Source organism: Blautia sp. AF19-1 (assembly GCF_003479155.1).
In the GTDB taxonomy this organism is placed as follows: domain Bacteria; phylum Bacillota; class Clostridia; order Lachnospirales; family Lachnospiraceae; genus Fusicatenibacter; species Fusicatenibacter saccharivorans.
The window spans coordinates 41,609-57,018 of sequence record NZ_QUGQ01000012.1; the positions used below are offsets into that span (position 1 = coordinate 41,609).

General features: G+C 48.5%; 13 protein-coding genes. 11 read left to right on the forward strand and 2 right to left on the reverse strand.

Features of this window, described 5'->3' with window-relative positions; translation table 11 throughout:
• Positions 1-381 precede the first annotated feature (381 nt).
• The 6 genes from DWX26_RS09495 (at position 382) to DWX26_RS09520 (ending at position 9,255) form a co-directional block, all read left to right on the forward strand.
• Positions 382-1,317 carry an ABC transporter permease gene (locus DWX26_RS09495; RefSeq protein WP_022463174.1) on the forward strand — a complete coding sequence of 312 codons (936 nt, stop codon included), beginning with the start codon at positions 382-384 and terminating at the stop codon, positions 1,315-1,317.
• A gap of 14 nt (positions 1,318-1,331) precedes the next feature.
• Complete coding sequence (locus tag DWX26_RS09500) at positions 1,332-2,261, forward strand: carbohydrate ABC transporter permease (RefSeq protein ID WP_022463175.1); 930 nt, start codon at positions 1,332-1,334, stop codon at positions 2,259-2,261.
• A gap of 138 nt (positions 2,262-2,399) precedes the next feature.
• Positions 2,400-4,040, forward strand: a complete 1,641-nt coding sequence (locus DWX26_RS09505; protein WP_055264780.1) for an extracellular solute-binding protein — start codon at positions 2,400-2,402, stop codon at positions 4,038-4,040.
• 184 nt (positions 4,041-4,224) lie between these two features.
• Positions 4,225-5,523, forward strand: a complete 1,299-nt coding sequence (locus DWX26_RS09510) for an alpha-L-fucosidase (RefSeq protein WP_256372493.1) — start codon at positions 4,225-4,227, stop codon at positions 5,521-5,523.
• Positions 5,524-5,550: 27 nt separating this feature from the next.
• Positions 5,551-6,564 carry a glycoside hydrolase family 18 protein gene (locus tag DWX26_RS09515; RefSeq protein WP_117510263.1) on the forward strand — a complete coding sequence of 338 codons (1,014 nt, stop codon included), beginning with the start codon at positions 5,551-5,553 and terminating at the stop codon, positions 6,562-6,564.
• A 153-nt stretch (positions 6,565-6,717) separates the two neighbouring features.
• The gene (locus tag DWX26_RS09520) at positions 6,718-9,255 is read left to right on the forward strand and encodes a transglutaminase domain-containing protein (protein ID WP_117762197.1); all 2,538 of its coding nucleotides are present in this window, start codon (positions 6,718-6,720) and stop codon (positions 9,253-9,255) included.
• A 110-nt stretch (positions 9,256-9,365) separates the two neighbouring features.
• Here DWX26_RS09520 and DWX26_RS09525 read toward each other — a convergent pair whose 3' ends face one another.
• Positions 9,366-9,965 carry an HAD family hydrolase gene (locus DWX26_RS09525; protein ID WP_117762194.1) on the reverse strand — a complete coding sequence of 200 codons (600 nt, stop codon included), beginning with the start codon at positions 9,963-9,965 and terminating at the stop codon, positions 9,366-9,368.
• A complete protein-coding gene (locus DWX26_RS09530) occupies positions 9,962-10,198 on the reverse strand; it encodes a hypothetical protein (protein WP_022463181.1) in 237 nt (78 codons plus the stop codon). Before DWX26_RS09530 ends, DWX26_RS09525 begins: the two co-directional genes overlap by 4 nt.
• Positions 10,199-10,389: 191 nt before the next feature.
• On the opposite strand from DWX26_RS09530, the gene DWX26_RS09535 reads away from it, so the two are divergent.
• The 5 genes from DWX26_RS09535 (at position 10,390) to DWX26_RS09555 (ending at position 15,409) form a co-directional block, all read left to right on the forward strand.
• A complete protein-coding gene (locus DWX26_RS09535; protein WP_117762193.1) occupies positions 10,390-10,791 on the forward strand; it encodes a hypothetical protein in 402 nt (133 codons plus the stop codon).
• A 21-nt stretch (positions 10,792-10,812) separates the two neighbouring features.
• Complete coding sequence (locus DWX26_RS09540; RefSeq protein ID WP_055228501.1) at positions 10,813-11,652, forward strand: DUF5685 family protein; 840 nt, start codon at positions 10,813-10,815, stop codon at positions 11,650-11,652.
• Positions 11,653-11,658: 6 nt separating this feature from the next.
• Positions 11,659-12,366, forward strand: coding sequence for a DnaJ domain-containing protein (locus tag DWX26_RS09545; protein WP_055221390.1), 708 nt, complete (start codon positions 11,659-11,661; stop codon positions 12,364-12,366).
• A 288-nt stretch (positions 12,367-12,654) separates the two neighbouring features.
• Complete coding sequence (locus tag DWX26_RS09550) at positions 12,655-14,034, forward strand: aminopeptidase (RefSeq protein ID WP_055221450.1); 1,380 nt, start codon at positions 12,655-12,657, stop codon at positions 14,032-14,034.
• 25 nt (positions 14,035-14,059) lie between these two features.
• A complete protein-coding gene (locus DWX26_RS09555; RefSeq protein ID WP_243030611.1) occupies positions 14,060-15,409 on the forward strand; it encodes a hemolysin family protein in 1,350 nt (449 codons plus the stop codon).
• Position 15,410 lies beyond the last annotated feature (1 nt).

The following is a 15,410-nucleotide window of genomic DNA, read 5'->3' on the forward strand; positions in this document are numbered from 1 at the left end:
TAGCTTCCTTCTTTTTGTTTGCAAAAAATGGATAAAAATATAAATGGATCGTATGCTCCGATGCCGTGAAACGAAAAACAAAGGGAAAAACAGGAGAATTTATGGGAAAAGTGCTTAAAAAGTATCGGTTTAAATTGCGTAAAAGTAACAAAATAATATTTGTGTTCAAAAATTAATTGACAAATAAGGAAACAAAATGTAAAATAAATTCATCAAAACAGTGTTGGATAAATCTTAAATAACAGATTTGATTGTGGCAGTTGTACAAAAAAGAAGCAGCATGCGAGGATGATGCGAAAGCAAAATGTTCAAAATGTTCACGACAAGGGATGCTCCAATCAAGGAAAACACGAAACCTTTAAAAGGGAGGACAAGAGAGAAATGAAAGAGAAACCAACAAAAGCAAAGAAAAAAGGCCGCACCATCCGCGCCTTTAAGAGAGACATCTCGCTTTGGCTTTTCTGTGTTCCGGGCGTAATCCTGACATTCATCTTCAGCTACATTCCGATGTATGGTGTACAGATCGCGTTCCGCCGCTTTAATGCGACAGCCGGAATCACAAAGAGCCCGTGGGTAGGCATGTACTACTTTGAGAGATTCTTCAACTCTCCATACTTTGCTTCCACCATCAAGAACACATTGATCCTGAGTCTGTACGGACTGGTTGTATCATTCCCGATTCCGATCATCCTGGCACTGATGCTGAACTCCTTCCGCCATAAGAGATACCGGAAAGTGATCCAGACCGTCACCTACGCGCCGAACTTCATTTCCACCGTAGTTATGTGTGGTATGATCATTCTGTTCCTGTCTCCGTCCGTCGGTGTTATCAACCACGTACTGGAAGCAATCGGAATTCCGGCGGTCAACTTCATGGCGAAAAAAGCCTACTGGAGACACATTTATGTGTGGACCGGCGTATGGCAGAGTACAGGATGGAGCTCTGTTATTTACTTCGCAGCACTCGCCGGCATCAGCCCGGAGCTGCATGAGGCGGCAAAGGTAGACGGCGCAACGAAATTACAGCTGATCCGTCACATCGACCTTCCGCTGATCATGCCGACCGCGACCATTCTTCTGATTATGAACTGCGGAAGCATTCTTTCCGTCGGCTTCGAAAAAGCCTTCCTTCTGCAGAACAACCTGAATGCCAGTGTATCCGAGATCATTTCCACCTACGTCTATAAGGTCGGTCTGATCAACAACGATATGTCGTATTCTTCAGCAATCGGTCTGTTCAACACCATCGTAAACATGGTTATGCTGATCATTGTCAATACGATATCTGATAAACTTTCGGGCAACAGCCTGTGGTAGGAGGAAACAAAAACATGAGTAAAGAAAATACCGCAGTGACAAAAAAGAAAATAAAACGCTGCAAAGAGGACGTCGTTTTTGACGCAGCCTGCTTCATTATCCTGACGCTGGTTCTGTTTGTTGTGGCATATCCGCTGTACTGGGTTATCATTTCATCCATCAGTGCGCCAAGCGCCGTATCGAGTGGTAAAGTACTGCTTCACCCGATCGGATTTACCCTGAAGGGCTACGCAGAAGTATTTAAAAACGACCAGGTTATGAGAGGCTTTTTAAACTCCCTGATCATCACCTTCTGCGGTGTCATGGTCAACCTGATCGTAACGCTTCCGACATCATATGCACTTTCCAGAAGCAATTTCTCCGGAAAGAAACCGATCACCATTTTTTACCTGATCACCATGTTCTTCGGCGGCGGTCTGATCCCTACCTATCTGGTTATTCAGAGACTGCAGATGCTGAACACGATCTGGGCACTGATTCTTCCGGGATGCTTAAGCGTATACAACATGATCGTGGCAAGAACCTTCTTCAAGTCGAACATTTCGGAAGAGCTGTATGAGGCAGCTGAAATTGACGGCTGCACCCAGGCGAGATTCTTTTTCCAGATTGCACTTCCGCTTTCCAAAGCGATCATCGCAATTCTGGTTCTGTACTATGGTGTCGGTCACTGGAACTCATACTTCTCAGCACTCGTTTATATTTCGGACAAAGCAAAGTATCCGTTGCAGCTGGTTCTGCGTAACATCCTGATCACGAACCAGACCGCGCTGTCCCAGACAGCAACAACTGCGGCAGCAAGAGCAGCACTGCAGGAAAAACAGCAGCTGATCGACGTTATGAAATACTCGCTGATCATCATCAGCAGTATCCCGGTTCTGGTTATGTACCCACTGGTGCAGAAGCACTTTGTAAAGGGTGTTATGATCGGATCCATGAAGGGTTGATTTACAAGAAGAAGTTTTTTTAACGATTTATCTGCCGCACGGGAAACGGCGGTATGTAAATAAAGAGTCCGGACAACGGACAGGCAAAAGCGCTTCCGGCGGGAAAATGCCGCCGGAACAACACAGGAGGGAAAAATCATGAAAAGAAAAGCAGTCGCAGCAGTTTTAACTGCAGTAATGGTGGCATCTATGTTTACCGGATGTGGAAGTGATAATGGAAGCAGCTCGGCAAAGAGTGCTTCTGCAGCATCCGCAGCATCCGCAGCAAACGACACCGTGGATGAGGACGGAAAAGTAAACGGCATTATGTATCAGGAAGGTCTTCCGCTGGTAGACGAGGGAGATTACACCTTCTCCATCTTCTGCGATGATTCCAGCGAATCCGGCGAGTTTATCATGCTCGATGAGTTCAAAAAACAGACCAATGTAGACGTTGACCTGAAAATTTATCCATACGAAACAGCAACGGAGAGACTGAATCTGGATCTGAACTCCGGAGATTACGCGGATGTGATCGGCGGATGGACCTTAAGCGATAATGCAATCCTCACCTATGGTGTAAACCAGGGCGTATTCATTCCGCTGGAAGATTATTTTGAGAAATATTGCCCGAACATTTCTGCGATCCTGGATCTGCCGGGTGTAAGAGAAAAAATGACAGCACCGGACGGACACATCTACACAATTCCGTACGTATGTACCGATACAACCGTTGGATACAGCCCATACATCAATACGAAATGGCTGGAGAATGTTGGCATGAGCATGCCGACCACTACAGACGAGTTTGAGGCAGTCTTGAAAGCCTTCAAAGAGCAGGATGCAAACGGCAACGGTGACGCTTCCGATGAAATCCCGTTCTCTACCGACCCGAACAACAAACATATCGAGGCTATGGCCGGTTACTTCGGACTTCCGATGAACAAACTTGGTATTGCAATCCAGAATGAAAAGGTTGTTTACGGCGGTGTCAGCGATACATACCGTGAGTTCCTTTCCTGGTTCCACAAACTGTATGCAGAAGGACTCGTAGACGTAGAGCTTTACACACAGGACAGCTCCACATGGGAAGGTAAAGGAAATCAGGACCTGTACGGCGTTTCCATCGCATACGGAAGCAACGAGTTTACCGGAATCCCGGCTGCAGAGGAAAGAGGCGATTTCGACTCCATGCCTGTTCTGAACACAGACAAAGACGGAATCTGGCTGCGCGATACGGAAGGCTTCAGCGTATACAGAACCCAGGCTGTCATCACAAACAAGGCAGAGCATCCGGAAATCATCTGCCGCTGGTTTGACAATGCATTCGCACTGGAGAACGGCATCGGCTGCAACAGAGGACCGGTTGGTGTGATTGTAAACAAAGAGGATGACGGATACCATGCGATTGACACCACCACACTGTCTGAGGAAGATCAGGAAAAATATTCCTGGGGCAATCTGTGGCCGCAGTCTCTGCCGAAATATCTGCCGGTAGACTTCGAGTTTGTAGAAGAGCATCCGATGTATGATGAGAAAAAAGCAACAGAGGAAGCTTATGAGGCAAATCTGACCAAAGAAATTATTCCGTCCTACTGGATTGACTTGGATAAAATTGATACCTTCTCTGATACGAACACAGCAATCAAAGATTTCTTTGAGCAGCAGCAGGCGCAGTTCGTATGCGGCGAGCTTGACATTGACAACGATGCTGACTGGCAGGCTTATGTAGATGGTATGTACTCTCTGGGACTTGAGGACTGGGTAGCAACTCAGGGTATCGAGGAAATCGCGAAATAAACAGGAAAAGGTAACGATATTTCCTGTGGCGTGAAAAAAGGCATATTACAGTGTAAAACGGTAATATGCCTTTCTTTTTGGGCAAGAACTGATATAATGGGAAGAAACAATAAAGGGGTAATTAGATCGGATAAAAAAGCTATGCCCGGAGTCTTTTAATCCGGGAGTACAAAAAAAGGAGGAGCTGGAAGAGATGATGCAGGACTGGTTTCGGAACGCGAAGCTGGGCATTTTTATCCATTATGGGATTTATGCGGTGGGTGATGTGTCAGAGTCATGGTCGTTCCACAACGGAAATATTTCTTATGAAGATTACATGAAACAGTGTGAAGGCTTTACAGCATCGAAGTTTGATGCGAAAAAATGGGCGGAGCTGTTTCAAAAAGCAGGTGCGCAGTACGTGGTTATGACAGCGAAGCACCATGACGGCGTGGCACTGTTTGATACCGGATACAGTGATTTAAGTGTTGTGAAGAAAACACCGGCAGCGCGCGACCTTGTAAAAGAGTATACAGCTGCCATGCGTGAGGCAGGTCTGAAGGTCGGCCTTTATTATTCGCTGATCGACTGGTCGGATCCGCGGTACCGCACGGTTTACCCGGAAGGAATGAAAAAAGAAGACTGTCTGAACGATATCTATGGTTCCCCGGCCGGAAAAGAGGAGGAGCCGGAGAAATGGCAGGAGTTTCTGGAATTCAACAATCATCAGTTAAAAGAACTGATGTCAAATTACGGAACGGTGGATCTTTTATGGTTTGATGGTGACTGGGAACGGAGCGCGGCACAGTGGAAGATGCCGGAATTCAGGGAATATCTGCATACCCTGAATCCGAACGTTGTATTGAATTCGAGAATGCAGGGCTATGGAGATTATGAGACACCGGAGCAGGGAATTCCGCTGTACGGACCGAAAGGCGAGTGGGAATTCTGTACGACAATCAACGATTCCTGGGGATATCGTCCATCGGACAATGATTACAAGAGCAGCGGTCAGATTGTGCGCATGTTCTGCGACTGTATCACCCTTGGAGGAAGAATGCTGCTGGATATCGGACCGAAGGAGGACGGAACGCTGGATGAACGCCAGGAGAAAGTTCTTCTGGATCTGGGCGGATGGATTCATGACCATAAGGAAGCGGTATTTGGAACAGAAAAAGGACTGGATTACAATCATTTCCTCGGCGGAAGCACGATTTCGGCGGATAAGAAGACGATGTATCTTTTCGTCTATGATAAGCCGCAGGAGACACTGTGTGTGAAAGGCATTAAAACACCGGTAAAAAGGGTGACGGTTCTGCATACGGGAGAGGAGCTCCGGTTCTCCTACACAGGTTCACTTCCATGGAGCGGCATTCCGGGAACGCTCTGGATCTGGGCCGGAGAGATGAGCATTCATCCGTTTGCAACGGTTGTGAAGGTGGAGCTTGAGGATGAGATCACCTACAATCTGGGACACGGGGAAGTCGTAACATTTAATGAGTAAAACGATTCGGACAGAGGAGCTTATGAGATGAAGAGAATAATTGGCTATGTAAATACGGCGGATTTAAATCATATGCGAGAAGAGGATGTGCGGGCACTTACCGTGATCAATATTGCATTTGGTCTGATCCGGGACGGAGAAGTTGTATGGGATGCAAAGGATGCACGGGATGGAATAGTATCCATTCGGAAAAGCAACCCGGAGCTGAAGATTGTATTGTCCGTAGGCGGCTGGGGAGCAGACGGCTTTTCCCAGGCTGCAAGAACAAAAGAGGGAAGAGAGCGGTTTGCTGCGAGTGCACTTGCAATTGTGAAGGAGTATGGTCTGGACGGCATTGACATTGACTGGGAGTATCCGGGCACATCGCTGGCAGGAATTGCGTCGGACAGATCGGATAAAGAGAATTATACGCTGCTTCTGGCGGAGCTTCGGAAGACACTGGACGCGTACAGAGAAGGCATGCTTGTAACGACAGCAGTCGGCGGAGATGTTTACTTTGCACTGCAGACAGATATGAAGGAGGCCTCCCGGTATCTGGATTATGTGCAGCTGATGACGTATGATCTGCAGGGCGGTTTCCAGAAGGTGACGGGACATCATGCGGCGCTGTATCACAGTGAGGGAAATTTGTTTGATGCATGTGTGCAGAAGGCAGTGAACGGTTTTGTAAATGCAGGCGTTCCAATGGAGAAGCTGATTCTTGGCGTACCGTTTTATTCCAGAAAATGGGATGGAGTAAAAGGCGCCGGATGCCGCAACGGGCTTGGAATGGAAGCAGAGACGGTCGGAGGATATGGCGGTGACTATGGCGAGCTCAAAGAGAGCTGGATCGGAAAGAGGGGATTTATCCGGTATTGGGATGAGCAGGCAAAGGTTCCGTATCTGTTTGACGGGGAAACATTTATCAGCTATGAGGACTGCGAGTCACTTGGGGTGAAAATTGCGTACCTGAAAGAAAAGGGCATGGGGGGCATTATGTTCTGGGAGTATAAATGCGATCCCAGCGGAGAATTACTTTCATTTATAAAGAAAAATATGTAGCGTAGTGACCCACAGCCGGTATGTGAAAAGGCTCCTCGCTCCGGTGTTCCTGAAAAATCGCAAGGAATCCTTTTTCACATGGCGTCTGCCGCCGGTGGGCGGATGTACGTTGTGGAGACGGATAGGAAAAAAGAGAAAGGGATAGATAGAATCATGATCTCAGAAAATTTGAAAAAATATGCAACGGAAAAATTTGAGGGACGGAGAGAGCTTCTGGCTCCGGTGATGCCTGTTATCGAAGAAAAATTGAAACAGTGCAGTGAAGAAGAGGTTGTGCTGATGAAGTTTCTGTATGGTACGATGCCGGTAAGGGATGCGGGAGAATATGGATTTAACCTTTTTCTTTCGTACGTGAAGCATGCGCTGATGCTGCGGGAGAAGGTGGCATGGTGTAAGGAACTGCCGGAGGATGTGTTTGTAAATTATGTGCTGTATGACCGGATCAATTCCGAGGATATTACGGACTGCAGACCGTTTTTTTACGAGCAGATTATGGGGCGTGTAGCCGGAATGAGTCTTTGGGAGGCAATTCTGGAGATTAATTACTGGTGTGCGGAGCATGCAACGTATGAGGCGACGGACAGCAGAACGGCATCTCCGATGACGATGTATCGGAGCGGAAAGGGACGCTGCGGCGAGGAGTCAACGTTTGCAGTTACGGCGTATCGGAGTGTCGGTATTGCGGCGCGGCAGGTCTATACACCAAGATGGGCGCACTGTGATGACAATCATGCATGGGTTGAGGTGTTTGTGGACGGCGAGTGGCATTTTCTCGGCGCCTGCGAGCCGGAAGAGGTGCTGGATACCGGCTGGTTTTCCGGTCCGGCGAATCGGGCAATTCTGATTCATACGCGGAACTTTTCGGATTATGTGAAGGAAAGTAACGAGGAGTATCTTGGAAAAGAAGGAGCGCTGTACTACTTTAACCATACAGATTTTTATGGCAGAACGAAGCTGGTGAAGATTCTTGTGAAGGATGAGAATGGAAAACCGGCTGCAGGAGCGCATATTGCGGTTGAAATCCTGAATATGGCAGAGTTTTTCCCGGCTGCAGTGATGATTGCGGATGCGGACGGAGAAGTTCAGATGACACTTGGCCTTGGCGATATCCGGGTACGGGCATTTGACGGAATACGCCGGGCAGAAGCCATGATGAGGATAGAGGAGGAAGATTCGCTGGAACTGGTGCTGCAGGAAGAGGCGGTTCCGTCAGCGGATGATACGTGGCAGACGCTGGAAATCCGGGCACCGAAGGAGGTGCCGGTACGGAATGTCGTTGCCACAAAGGAGCAGAAGGAGCGCAATGCGGCACGGATGGCAGAGGCGGAACGGCTTCGGAAGGCACGGTTTGCAGCATGCTTTGATGAGAAAAAAGCTGCTGCGTATCCGGAAGCGGAAGAGATTTTCCACCGGGCAGGAGAGAATTTTGAGGAGGTTTATACATTCCTTTCCAAAGATGAAAATCCGAACCGGAAGAAGCTGCTGTTTTCGCTGGAATTAAAGGATGCGAAGGACTTGAAGGCATCCGTTTTAGAGGATCATCTCGACTGTGAGCAGGGGGATCTTCCAGAGGAGATTTTCAGGAAGGATCTTCTTTGCCCGCGTATTTTCCTCGAGGAGCTGACGCCATATCGGAGCATGATCCGCGGATTTTTTGAGGAAGAGACAAAACGCAGCTTTGCGGAGCAGCCGGAACGGATCCTGGATTATCTTAAGAAGAATATTACCTTCCATCCAGAAGAAGAGTATGATACAATCATGGCAACGCCGGTCGGCGTCCTTACGATGAAACAGGGAAGTCCGCTGGCGCAGAAGATTCTGTTTGTGGCAATCTGCCGGAGTCTCAATGTAGCGGCAAGACTGAATCCGGTGACCCTGGAGCCGGAGTATTACCGTGATGGGGAATTCCACAGTGTGGAAACAGAAGCAGCTGTTTTGAAGGAGGAAACGGAAAGTGCGGTTCTGACACTGCGTGCGGAGGATGGAAGCGCATGGAAATACTATCAGACGTGGACCATCGGAAAGTGGAACGGAACGGTGTTTGAGACGCTGAATTACGAAGACATCGCATTCGATGGCAAAACACTGGATCTGACCCTGGAGCCGGGCTGCTATCGTCTGATTACAAGTATGCGTATGCCGAACGGTGACCAACATGCCGCATACCGCGTGTTTGAACTGAAGGCGGGAGAAGCAAAAGAGATTTATCTGGAAACCGTGAAAAAAGAGCTGGATGAGCTGTTAGAGCACATCGAACTGCCCAAAATTCGGCTGGAGGATCTGGACGGAACGGATTGTACGTTGAATGATCTCACAAAAGACGGTCCGATTCTGCTGGCATTTCTCGGAACCGGCGAGGAGCCGACAGAACATGTTCTGAACGAACTGATCGAGATCGCAGAAAGGTGGAATGCAAAAGACGCTGCTATGGCTGCCGTGCTTCGCACAAAGGCTGATTTGGAAAATGCAACATTCCGGAAAGCCCGCGCGGCGATCCGCAACATGTCCCTCTACCTTGACCCGGCGGACGATGCACCGGTCATCGCCGAAAAAATGGGAATTGATGCAGAAAAGCTTCCTCTTCTGATCCTTGTTCTGCCGGGAAATATCGGCGGACGCGCATATGCCGGATACAATGTCGGCAGTGTTGGGCTGATGCTGCGGCTGATGGAAGAGGCGGCGAAGGCGTAAGAAAAATAAAATATGTGATAGATACACCAAAAGCCCCGGAGATCGCAACTCTAGGGCTTTTTTAACCGAATCAAGCAAGTAGCGAAGCAGATTGCAAATATCCGCTTTGACTAAATGCCAAGTTTTTTCAATTGCTCCACGCCATCTTTATAGCCGGTAAAATGAATTCCATGAATTCCTGCCCGTTTGGCGGCTTCGATGTTTTCTTTCGTATCGTCAAGAAATACGCAGTGATCCGGTATGAGGGAGAATTTTCGGATCAGGTACTGATAGATCTCGGGTTCCGGTTTGACCAGGTGGCAGGTGTAGGAGAAGAGGGTTCCGTCCATGTAGGGGAGGAAGGGCATTTTCTCTTTGGTGCGCTCGAAGAGGTCTCCGGAGTAGTTGGAGAGGATGTAGAGGCGGTAGCCTTTTTCTTTTAAGGAGCGTACCCAGCTTTCTGCATACGGCAGCGGGGTGATGGTTTCCTCGCAGTGGGCGAAAACCTCTTTGATTTCTTCGGTGTATTCCGGGGCGAGGGAGCAGAATCCTTTTACAATCTCCTCCGGCGCGAGAATTCCGCGGTCGAACTGGCGCCAGTAAGGGCTTTCGAAGGTTGCGGCGGCGATTGCTTTCGTCTTTTCCGGACCGAAAGCAAAGCGTTTCAGATAGGACTCGTAGTCCCAGTTGACGAGTACGCGGCCTACATCAAAAATAATGGTATCAATCATGACTGTTTTTCTCCTTTGTCTGATTTGTCGTTCTCATCGCGGTGCGACAGAACCTTGGCAACCAGCATCATGGCATAGATGAGCACTGGTACGGTAATTGCACAGTAGAGGCAGACTGTCAGCGCCTTGTGTGCAAACGGCGTGTCGATAAACGCAAAAATCATGGCGCCAAGCCCGAATCCGATCAGGACCGCGATGGCGAGAAGGGCGCCGATCTGTTTGAGTCGTTTCATAAAAATCTCCGATCGTTTACTGAAAATAAAATATAAAGAAACATAACCAAGTGTAGCACAGTTGAAAAGAAACATCCACCGCAAGTTTTAAGAATTTTTTAGAAAAAATTAATGGCGCTTTCGATTGCTTTTTTCCCTCAAAAGGGATAGAGTATTGGCATATACTTTGAAAAAGGAGAAACGAGAACAAAATGGATAAACTGAAAGAAAAACTTTCCCGCCTGATGTACGGCCGCTACGGCATCGATCAGCTGGGCAATTTTATGATGTGGGCGGCAGTTGCCATGATGATTTTCGGAGCGGTTGTACGGAGCTCCCTTATCTACACCCTGGCATTCGTCCTGATCGTCTGGGCGGATGTGCGCATCATGTCCAAGAACCATTCCAAACGGTATGCGGAAAACCAGAAATTCCTGGAACTGAAAAACCGCGTCGTCGGATTCTTCCGAGGCGGAACCCGTGCATTCAAGGATAAAGAGCACTGCTACTTCCGCTGCCCGTCCTGCCATCAGCAGGTGCGTGTGCCGAAAGGAAAAGGCCACATCGAGATCCGCTGCCCGAAATGCGGAACAAAATTCATCAAAAACACCTGATAAAAAGGAGCAGTGCGATTCATGTTTGGTTATGTGACCATCCGAAAGGATGACCTGAAAGTCAAAGATTACAACAAATATCAGGCATACTACTGCGGTCTGTGTCAGGATATCAAAGAGGCGTATGGAAAAAAGGGTCAGGCGATGCTGACGTTTGATATGACATTTCTTTCCATCCTGCTGACCGGGCTTTATGAGTGTGAGACAAAAGAAGAGGAGCATTACTGCTTTCTTCATCCCGGCAAAAAACATAAATGCCTGCGGAACAAATACACAAAATACTGCGCAGACATGAACGTGCTGCTCGCCTATTACAATCTGCTGGATGACTGGGAGGACGAGAAAAACTACGCGGCGTTTACAGCGGCAAAGGCTTTGAAAAAATCTGTGACACGCATCGAGGCATCGTATCCGCGCCAGACGAAAGCAGTGCAGGATTACCTCGAAAAGCTGCATGCATGCGAGAAGGAAAACAATCCAGACCTCGATCTTGCGGCGGGCTATACCGGAGAGGTGATGGCGGAGATCTATATACCGGAGGAGGACATCTGGAGCGATGATCTGCGCCAGGTCGGCTTTTACATCGGAAAATTCATTTACCTGATGGATGCGCTTGATGACGTGGAAAAAGATAAAAAGAGCGGAAACTACAACCCGTTTCTGTCCATCGCCGATCAGCCGGACTTCGAGGAAACCGCAGAAAAAATCCTGCTGATGATGACGGCGGAAGCGTCGCGTGCATTTGAAAAACTTCCGATCCTGGAAAATGTAGACATTCTGCGAAATATATTGTATGCTGGTATCTGGGAAAAATACGAAATGCGAAAAAGCGCAAAAGAGCGCCAAAAAGAGGAGAAATAAAGACTGATGACAGATCCATATGAGGTGCTGGGCGTGTCCCGCGGGGCTTCGGACGATGAAATCAAAAAAGCATACCGAAAACTCAGCCGGACGTATCACCCGGATGCCAATATCAATAATCCGAATAAAGCAGAAGCAGAAGAAAAATTCAAACAGGTGCAGCAGGCGTACAAACAGATCATGGATGAACGCGAGCACGGCACCTCGTACCAGAGCGGAGGTTCGTCGTATGGCGGAGATGCTTACGGCGGCTATGGCCCGTTCGGCGGCTTCGACCCATTCGGCGGCGCGTACGGAAACGGCGGCTCCGCACGGAATGATTATGGAAATTCCGAGCAGGAAATGCGGCTGCAGGCGGCAGCCAACTACATCAACAGCGGCCACTTCCGCGAGGCGATGAACGTGCTGAACGACATTTCCGACCGCAGCGGAAAATGGTATTTCCTGCATGCGATCGCAAATTCGCGCCTCGGCAACAACATCAATGCCGTGCAGGATGCCGAGATGGCAGTCAAATTAGAACCGCAGAATCTGCAGTACCAGCAGCTTTTAAACCAGCTCCAGGGCAGCGGCCAGTGGTATTCCGACATGGGAAGCGGTTACGGCTATGAGAGAAGTGCAGGTGATCTCGGAAAATGGTGCTGTGAATGTATGGCAATCAATGCCATCTGCAATTGCTGTTGCTGCGGCGGAAGAGGATTTTTCTGCTGTTGATCAAAAAATAATTACAAGAAATGTATAAAAGTGAACATTCAGGGGAGAATAACAGTGTCATCGAAATTCCCCTGTTCGATGATACAAAAGAAAAATAAGGAAATACTTATCCTCCCCTTAAAAGCCCCGCTGCAACCGAAAAAACGGTTCGCTGTGGGGCTTTTTTCTAACAGCCGAAAGTCCTTGTTTTTCCCATCAAAACAGATTATAATGAAAGAGATCGCAATTATGACCGGAGCAAAAAAATACGAACGGATCATAGAAAGAAAACAGAAAGAGAGAAAAGCTATGGAACGAAAAACAGCATGGAATGAGTACAAGAAAAAAGATATGAAAAAGCTGGAAAAATTAAACGCCGGCTACCGCGCATTCCTGGATCACGGAAAAACGGAGCGCGAGTGTGTAAAGGAAAGTGTACGTCAGGCAGAAGAGGCCGGATACGTAAGCCTCGACACCTATGTAAAAGAAAATCGTGCGTTAAAACCGGGTGACAAGGTTTATGCTGTATGCATGAAGAAGGCCATTGCCCTGTTCCAGATCGGAACAAAGCCTCTGACAGAGGGTATGAATATTCTCGGTGCGCACATCGATTCTCCGCGTCTTGACGTAAAACAGAATCCACTGTATGAGGACAACGGATTTACATATCTTGATACCCATTATTACGGTGGCATCAAAAAATGGCAGTGGGTAACGCTTCCGCTTGCAATCCACGGTGTTGTAGCCAAGAAGGATGGCGAAGTAGTGGATGTAGTCATCGGCGAGGATGATAACGATCCGGTATTCTGTGTGACAGATCTCCTGATTCACCTTTCCAGAGAGCAGCAGACCAAACCGGCAAGTACGGTAGTAGAGGGCGAGAACCTCGATCTTCTGATCGGAAGCCAGCCGCTGGAAGGAACAGAGAAAGATGCAGTGAAAGCCATGACCTTAAAGCTCTTAAACGACAAGTATGGCATCGAAGAAGAGGATTTCCTCTCCGCAGAGCTTGAAATTGTACCGGCAGGAAAAGCGCGTGAGCTTGGTATGGATGCCAGCATGATTCTTGCATACGGCCAGGATGACCGTGTATGCGCATACACTTCTCTTGTCGCAATGCTCGAGGTGGAAGCACCGGAGAAGACATCCTGCTGCCTGCTCGTAGACAAAGAGGAGATCGGAAGCGTCGGAGCAACCGGCATGCAGTCTCATTTCTTCGAAAACACCATGGCAGAGCTGCTTGCACTTGCAGGTGAGGGAACGGAGCTTGCACTTCGGAGATGTCTGGCTTCTTCCAGAATGCTTTCTTCCGATGTAAGTGCAGCGTTTGATCCGTTGTATGCAGCAGCATTTGAGAAGAAAAACGCTGCATTTTTCGGAAAAGGTATCGTAATTAACAAATTTACAGGAGCAGGCGGAAAGAGTGGCTCAAACGATGCCAATGCAGAGTACGTCGGAGCTCTTCGCGCTATCTTTGATGATGCAAAAGTAAATTGGCAGACAGCAGAGCTTGGTAAAGTTGATGTCGGAGGCGGCGGAACCATCGCCTACATCATGTCTCTGTACGGTATGGAAGTGATTGATTCCGGTGTACCGGTTCTCAGCATGCATGCTCCATGGGAAGTAACCAGCAAAGCAGATGTTTACGAGGCCAAGAAGGCCTATGTGGCATTTTTGAAAAACGCATAAATAATATTGAGGAGGTTTGAAACGTTTGGACAGTGACATAGTCGGCAGTATTCTTTTGCAGGTCGTATTGATAGCGGTCAATGCGGTATTTGCCTGCGCGGAGATCGCTGTGGTCTCCTGTAACGACGCTAAACTGGAAAAAATGGCACAGGAGGGAAACAAAAGAGCGGCGAAGCTGTTCCGTCTGACGGAGCAGCCGTCGCGTTTCCTCGCAACCATACAGGTTGTCATCACTCTCTCCGGATTTTTAGGAAGTGCTTTTGCGGCAGAAAACTTTTCGGGCAGATTCGTCTCGGTCCTGGTGGATGCGGGCGTGCAGATCCCGGAAAAGACGCTGGATGCCATTGCCGTCGTGCTGATTACGCTGCTTTTATCCTATATTACCCTGATTTTCGGTGAACTCGTGCCAAAGCGTCTTGCGATGCACAACTCTGAGAAAATCGCACTTGGCGTATCCGGTCTTGTGACCACCGCCTCGAAAATTTTTGCCCCGCTGGTCGGACTTTTAACGGTATCGACAAACGGTATCCTGCGCCTTTTCGGCATTGACCCGAACGAGGACGATGATCAGGTAACAGAGGAAGAAATCCGTATGATGGTAGATGCCGGCAGCGAAAAAGGTACCATCGACAACGAAGAAAAAGATATGATTCAGAACGTATTTGAGTTCGATGATCTGACGATCGACGAAATCTGCGTCCACAGGACCGATGTGGATCTTCTGTGGGTGGAGGATTCGATTGAGGAGTGGGAGCAGCTCATCCATGAGAGCCGCCACTCGTATTACCCGGTCTGCGGCGAAACTGTGGACGATATCATCGGCGTTCTGGATGCCAAGGATTATTTCCGGCTTCGCACCAAGGACCGCGATCATGTCATGAAAGAAGCAATCAAACAGCCTTATTTTGTTCCTGAAAACATCAAGGCTGCCACGCTGTTCCAGAACATGAAAAAGACCGGCAATTATTTTGCCGTGGTTCTGGATGAGTACGGCGGCATGGATGGAATTATCACCGTGCGTAATCTGATCGAGCAGCTTGTCGGGGACTTGAATGATGAGGCGGAGATCGGGCAGCCATCGGAAATTGAGCTGATTTCCACAGACACCTGGAAAATCATGGGAAGTGCCTCGTTGGATGATGTGGCGGAGGAACTGAAGATCAAACTGCCGGTCGATGAATATGAAACGTTCGGCGGCTACATTTTCGGTGAACTCGGTGCGGTTCCGGATGACGGCAGCCAGTTTGAACTCGAGACCGACGATCTCTGGATCAAGGTCATGCGGGTCAAAGAACACCGCGTGGAAAATACGGTGGTAAAGAGACTGCCTCCGAAAGAAAAAGGAGAGCAGGAGGAACGTAAGGAGAGGGAATGAA

Excerpts from the sequence above, each read along its gene's own strand:
- DWX26_RS09550 (WP_055221450.1), top strand. The coding sequence starts at position 12,655 with ATGGAACGAAAAACAGCATGGAATGAGTACAAGAAAAAAGATATGAAA.
- DWX26_RS09540 (WP_055228501.1), top strand. The coding sequence starts at position 10,813 with ATGTTTGGTTATGTGACCATCCGAAAGGATGACCTGAAAGTCAAAGAT.
- DWX26_RS09515 (WP_117510263.1), top strand. The coding sequence starts at position 5,551 with ATGAAGAGAATAATTGGCTATGTAAATACGGCGGATTTAAATCATATG.
- DWX26_RS09495 (WP_022463174.1), top strand. The coding sequence starts at position 382 with ATGAAAGAGAAACCAACAAAAGCAAAGAAAAAAGGCCGCACCATCCGC.
- DWX26_RS09500 (WP_022463175.1), top strand. The coding sequence starts at position 1,332 with ATGAGTAAAGAAAATACCGCAGTGACAAAAAAGAAAATAAAACGCTGC.
- DWX26_RS09525 (WP_117762194.1), bottom strand. The coding sequence starts at position 9,965 with ATGATTGATACCATTATTTTTGATGTAGGCCGCGTACTCGTCAACTGG.
- DWX26_RS09520 (WP_117762197.1), top strand. The coding sequence starts at position 6,718 with ATGATCTCAGAAAATTTGAAAAAATATGCAACGGAAAAATTTGAGGGA.
- DWX26_RS09505 (WP_055264780.1), top strand. The coding sequence starts at position 2,400 with ATGAAAAGAAAAGCAGTCGCAGCAGTTTTAACTGCAGTAATGGTGGCA.
- DWX26_RS09545 (WP_055221390.1), top strand. The coding sequence starts at position 11,659 with ATGACAGATCCATATGAGGTGCTGGGCGTGTCCCGCGGGGCTTCGGAC.
- DWX26_RS09535 (WP_117762193.1), top strand. The coding sequence starts at position 10,390 with ATGGATAAACTGAAAGAAAAACTTTCCCGCCTGATGTACGGCCGCTAC.
- DWX26_RS09530 (WP_022463181.1), bottom strand. The coding sequence starts at position 10,198 with ATGAAACGACTCAAACAGATCGGCGCCCTTCTCGCCATCGCGGTCCTG.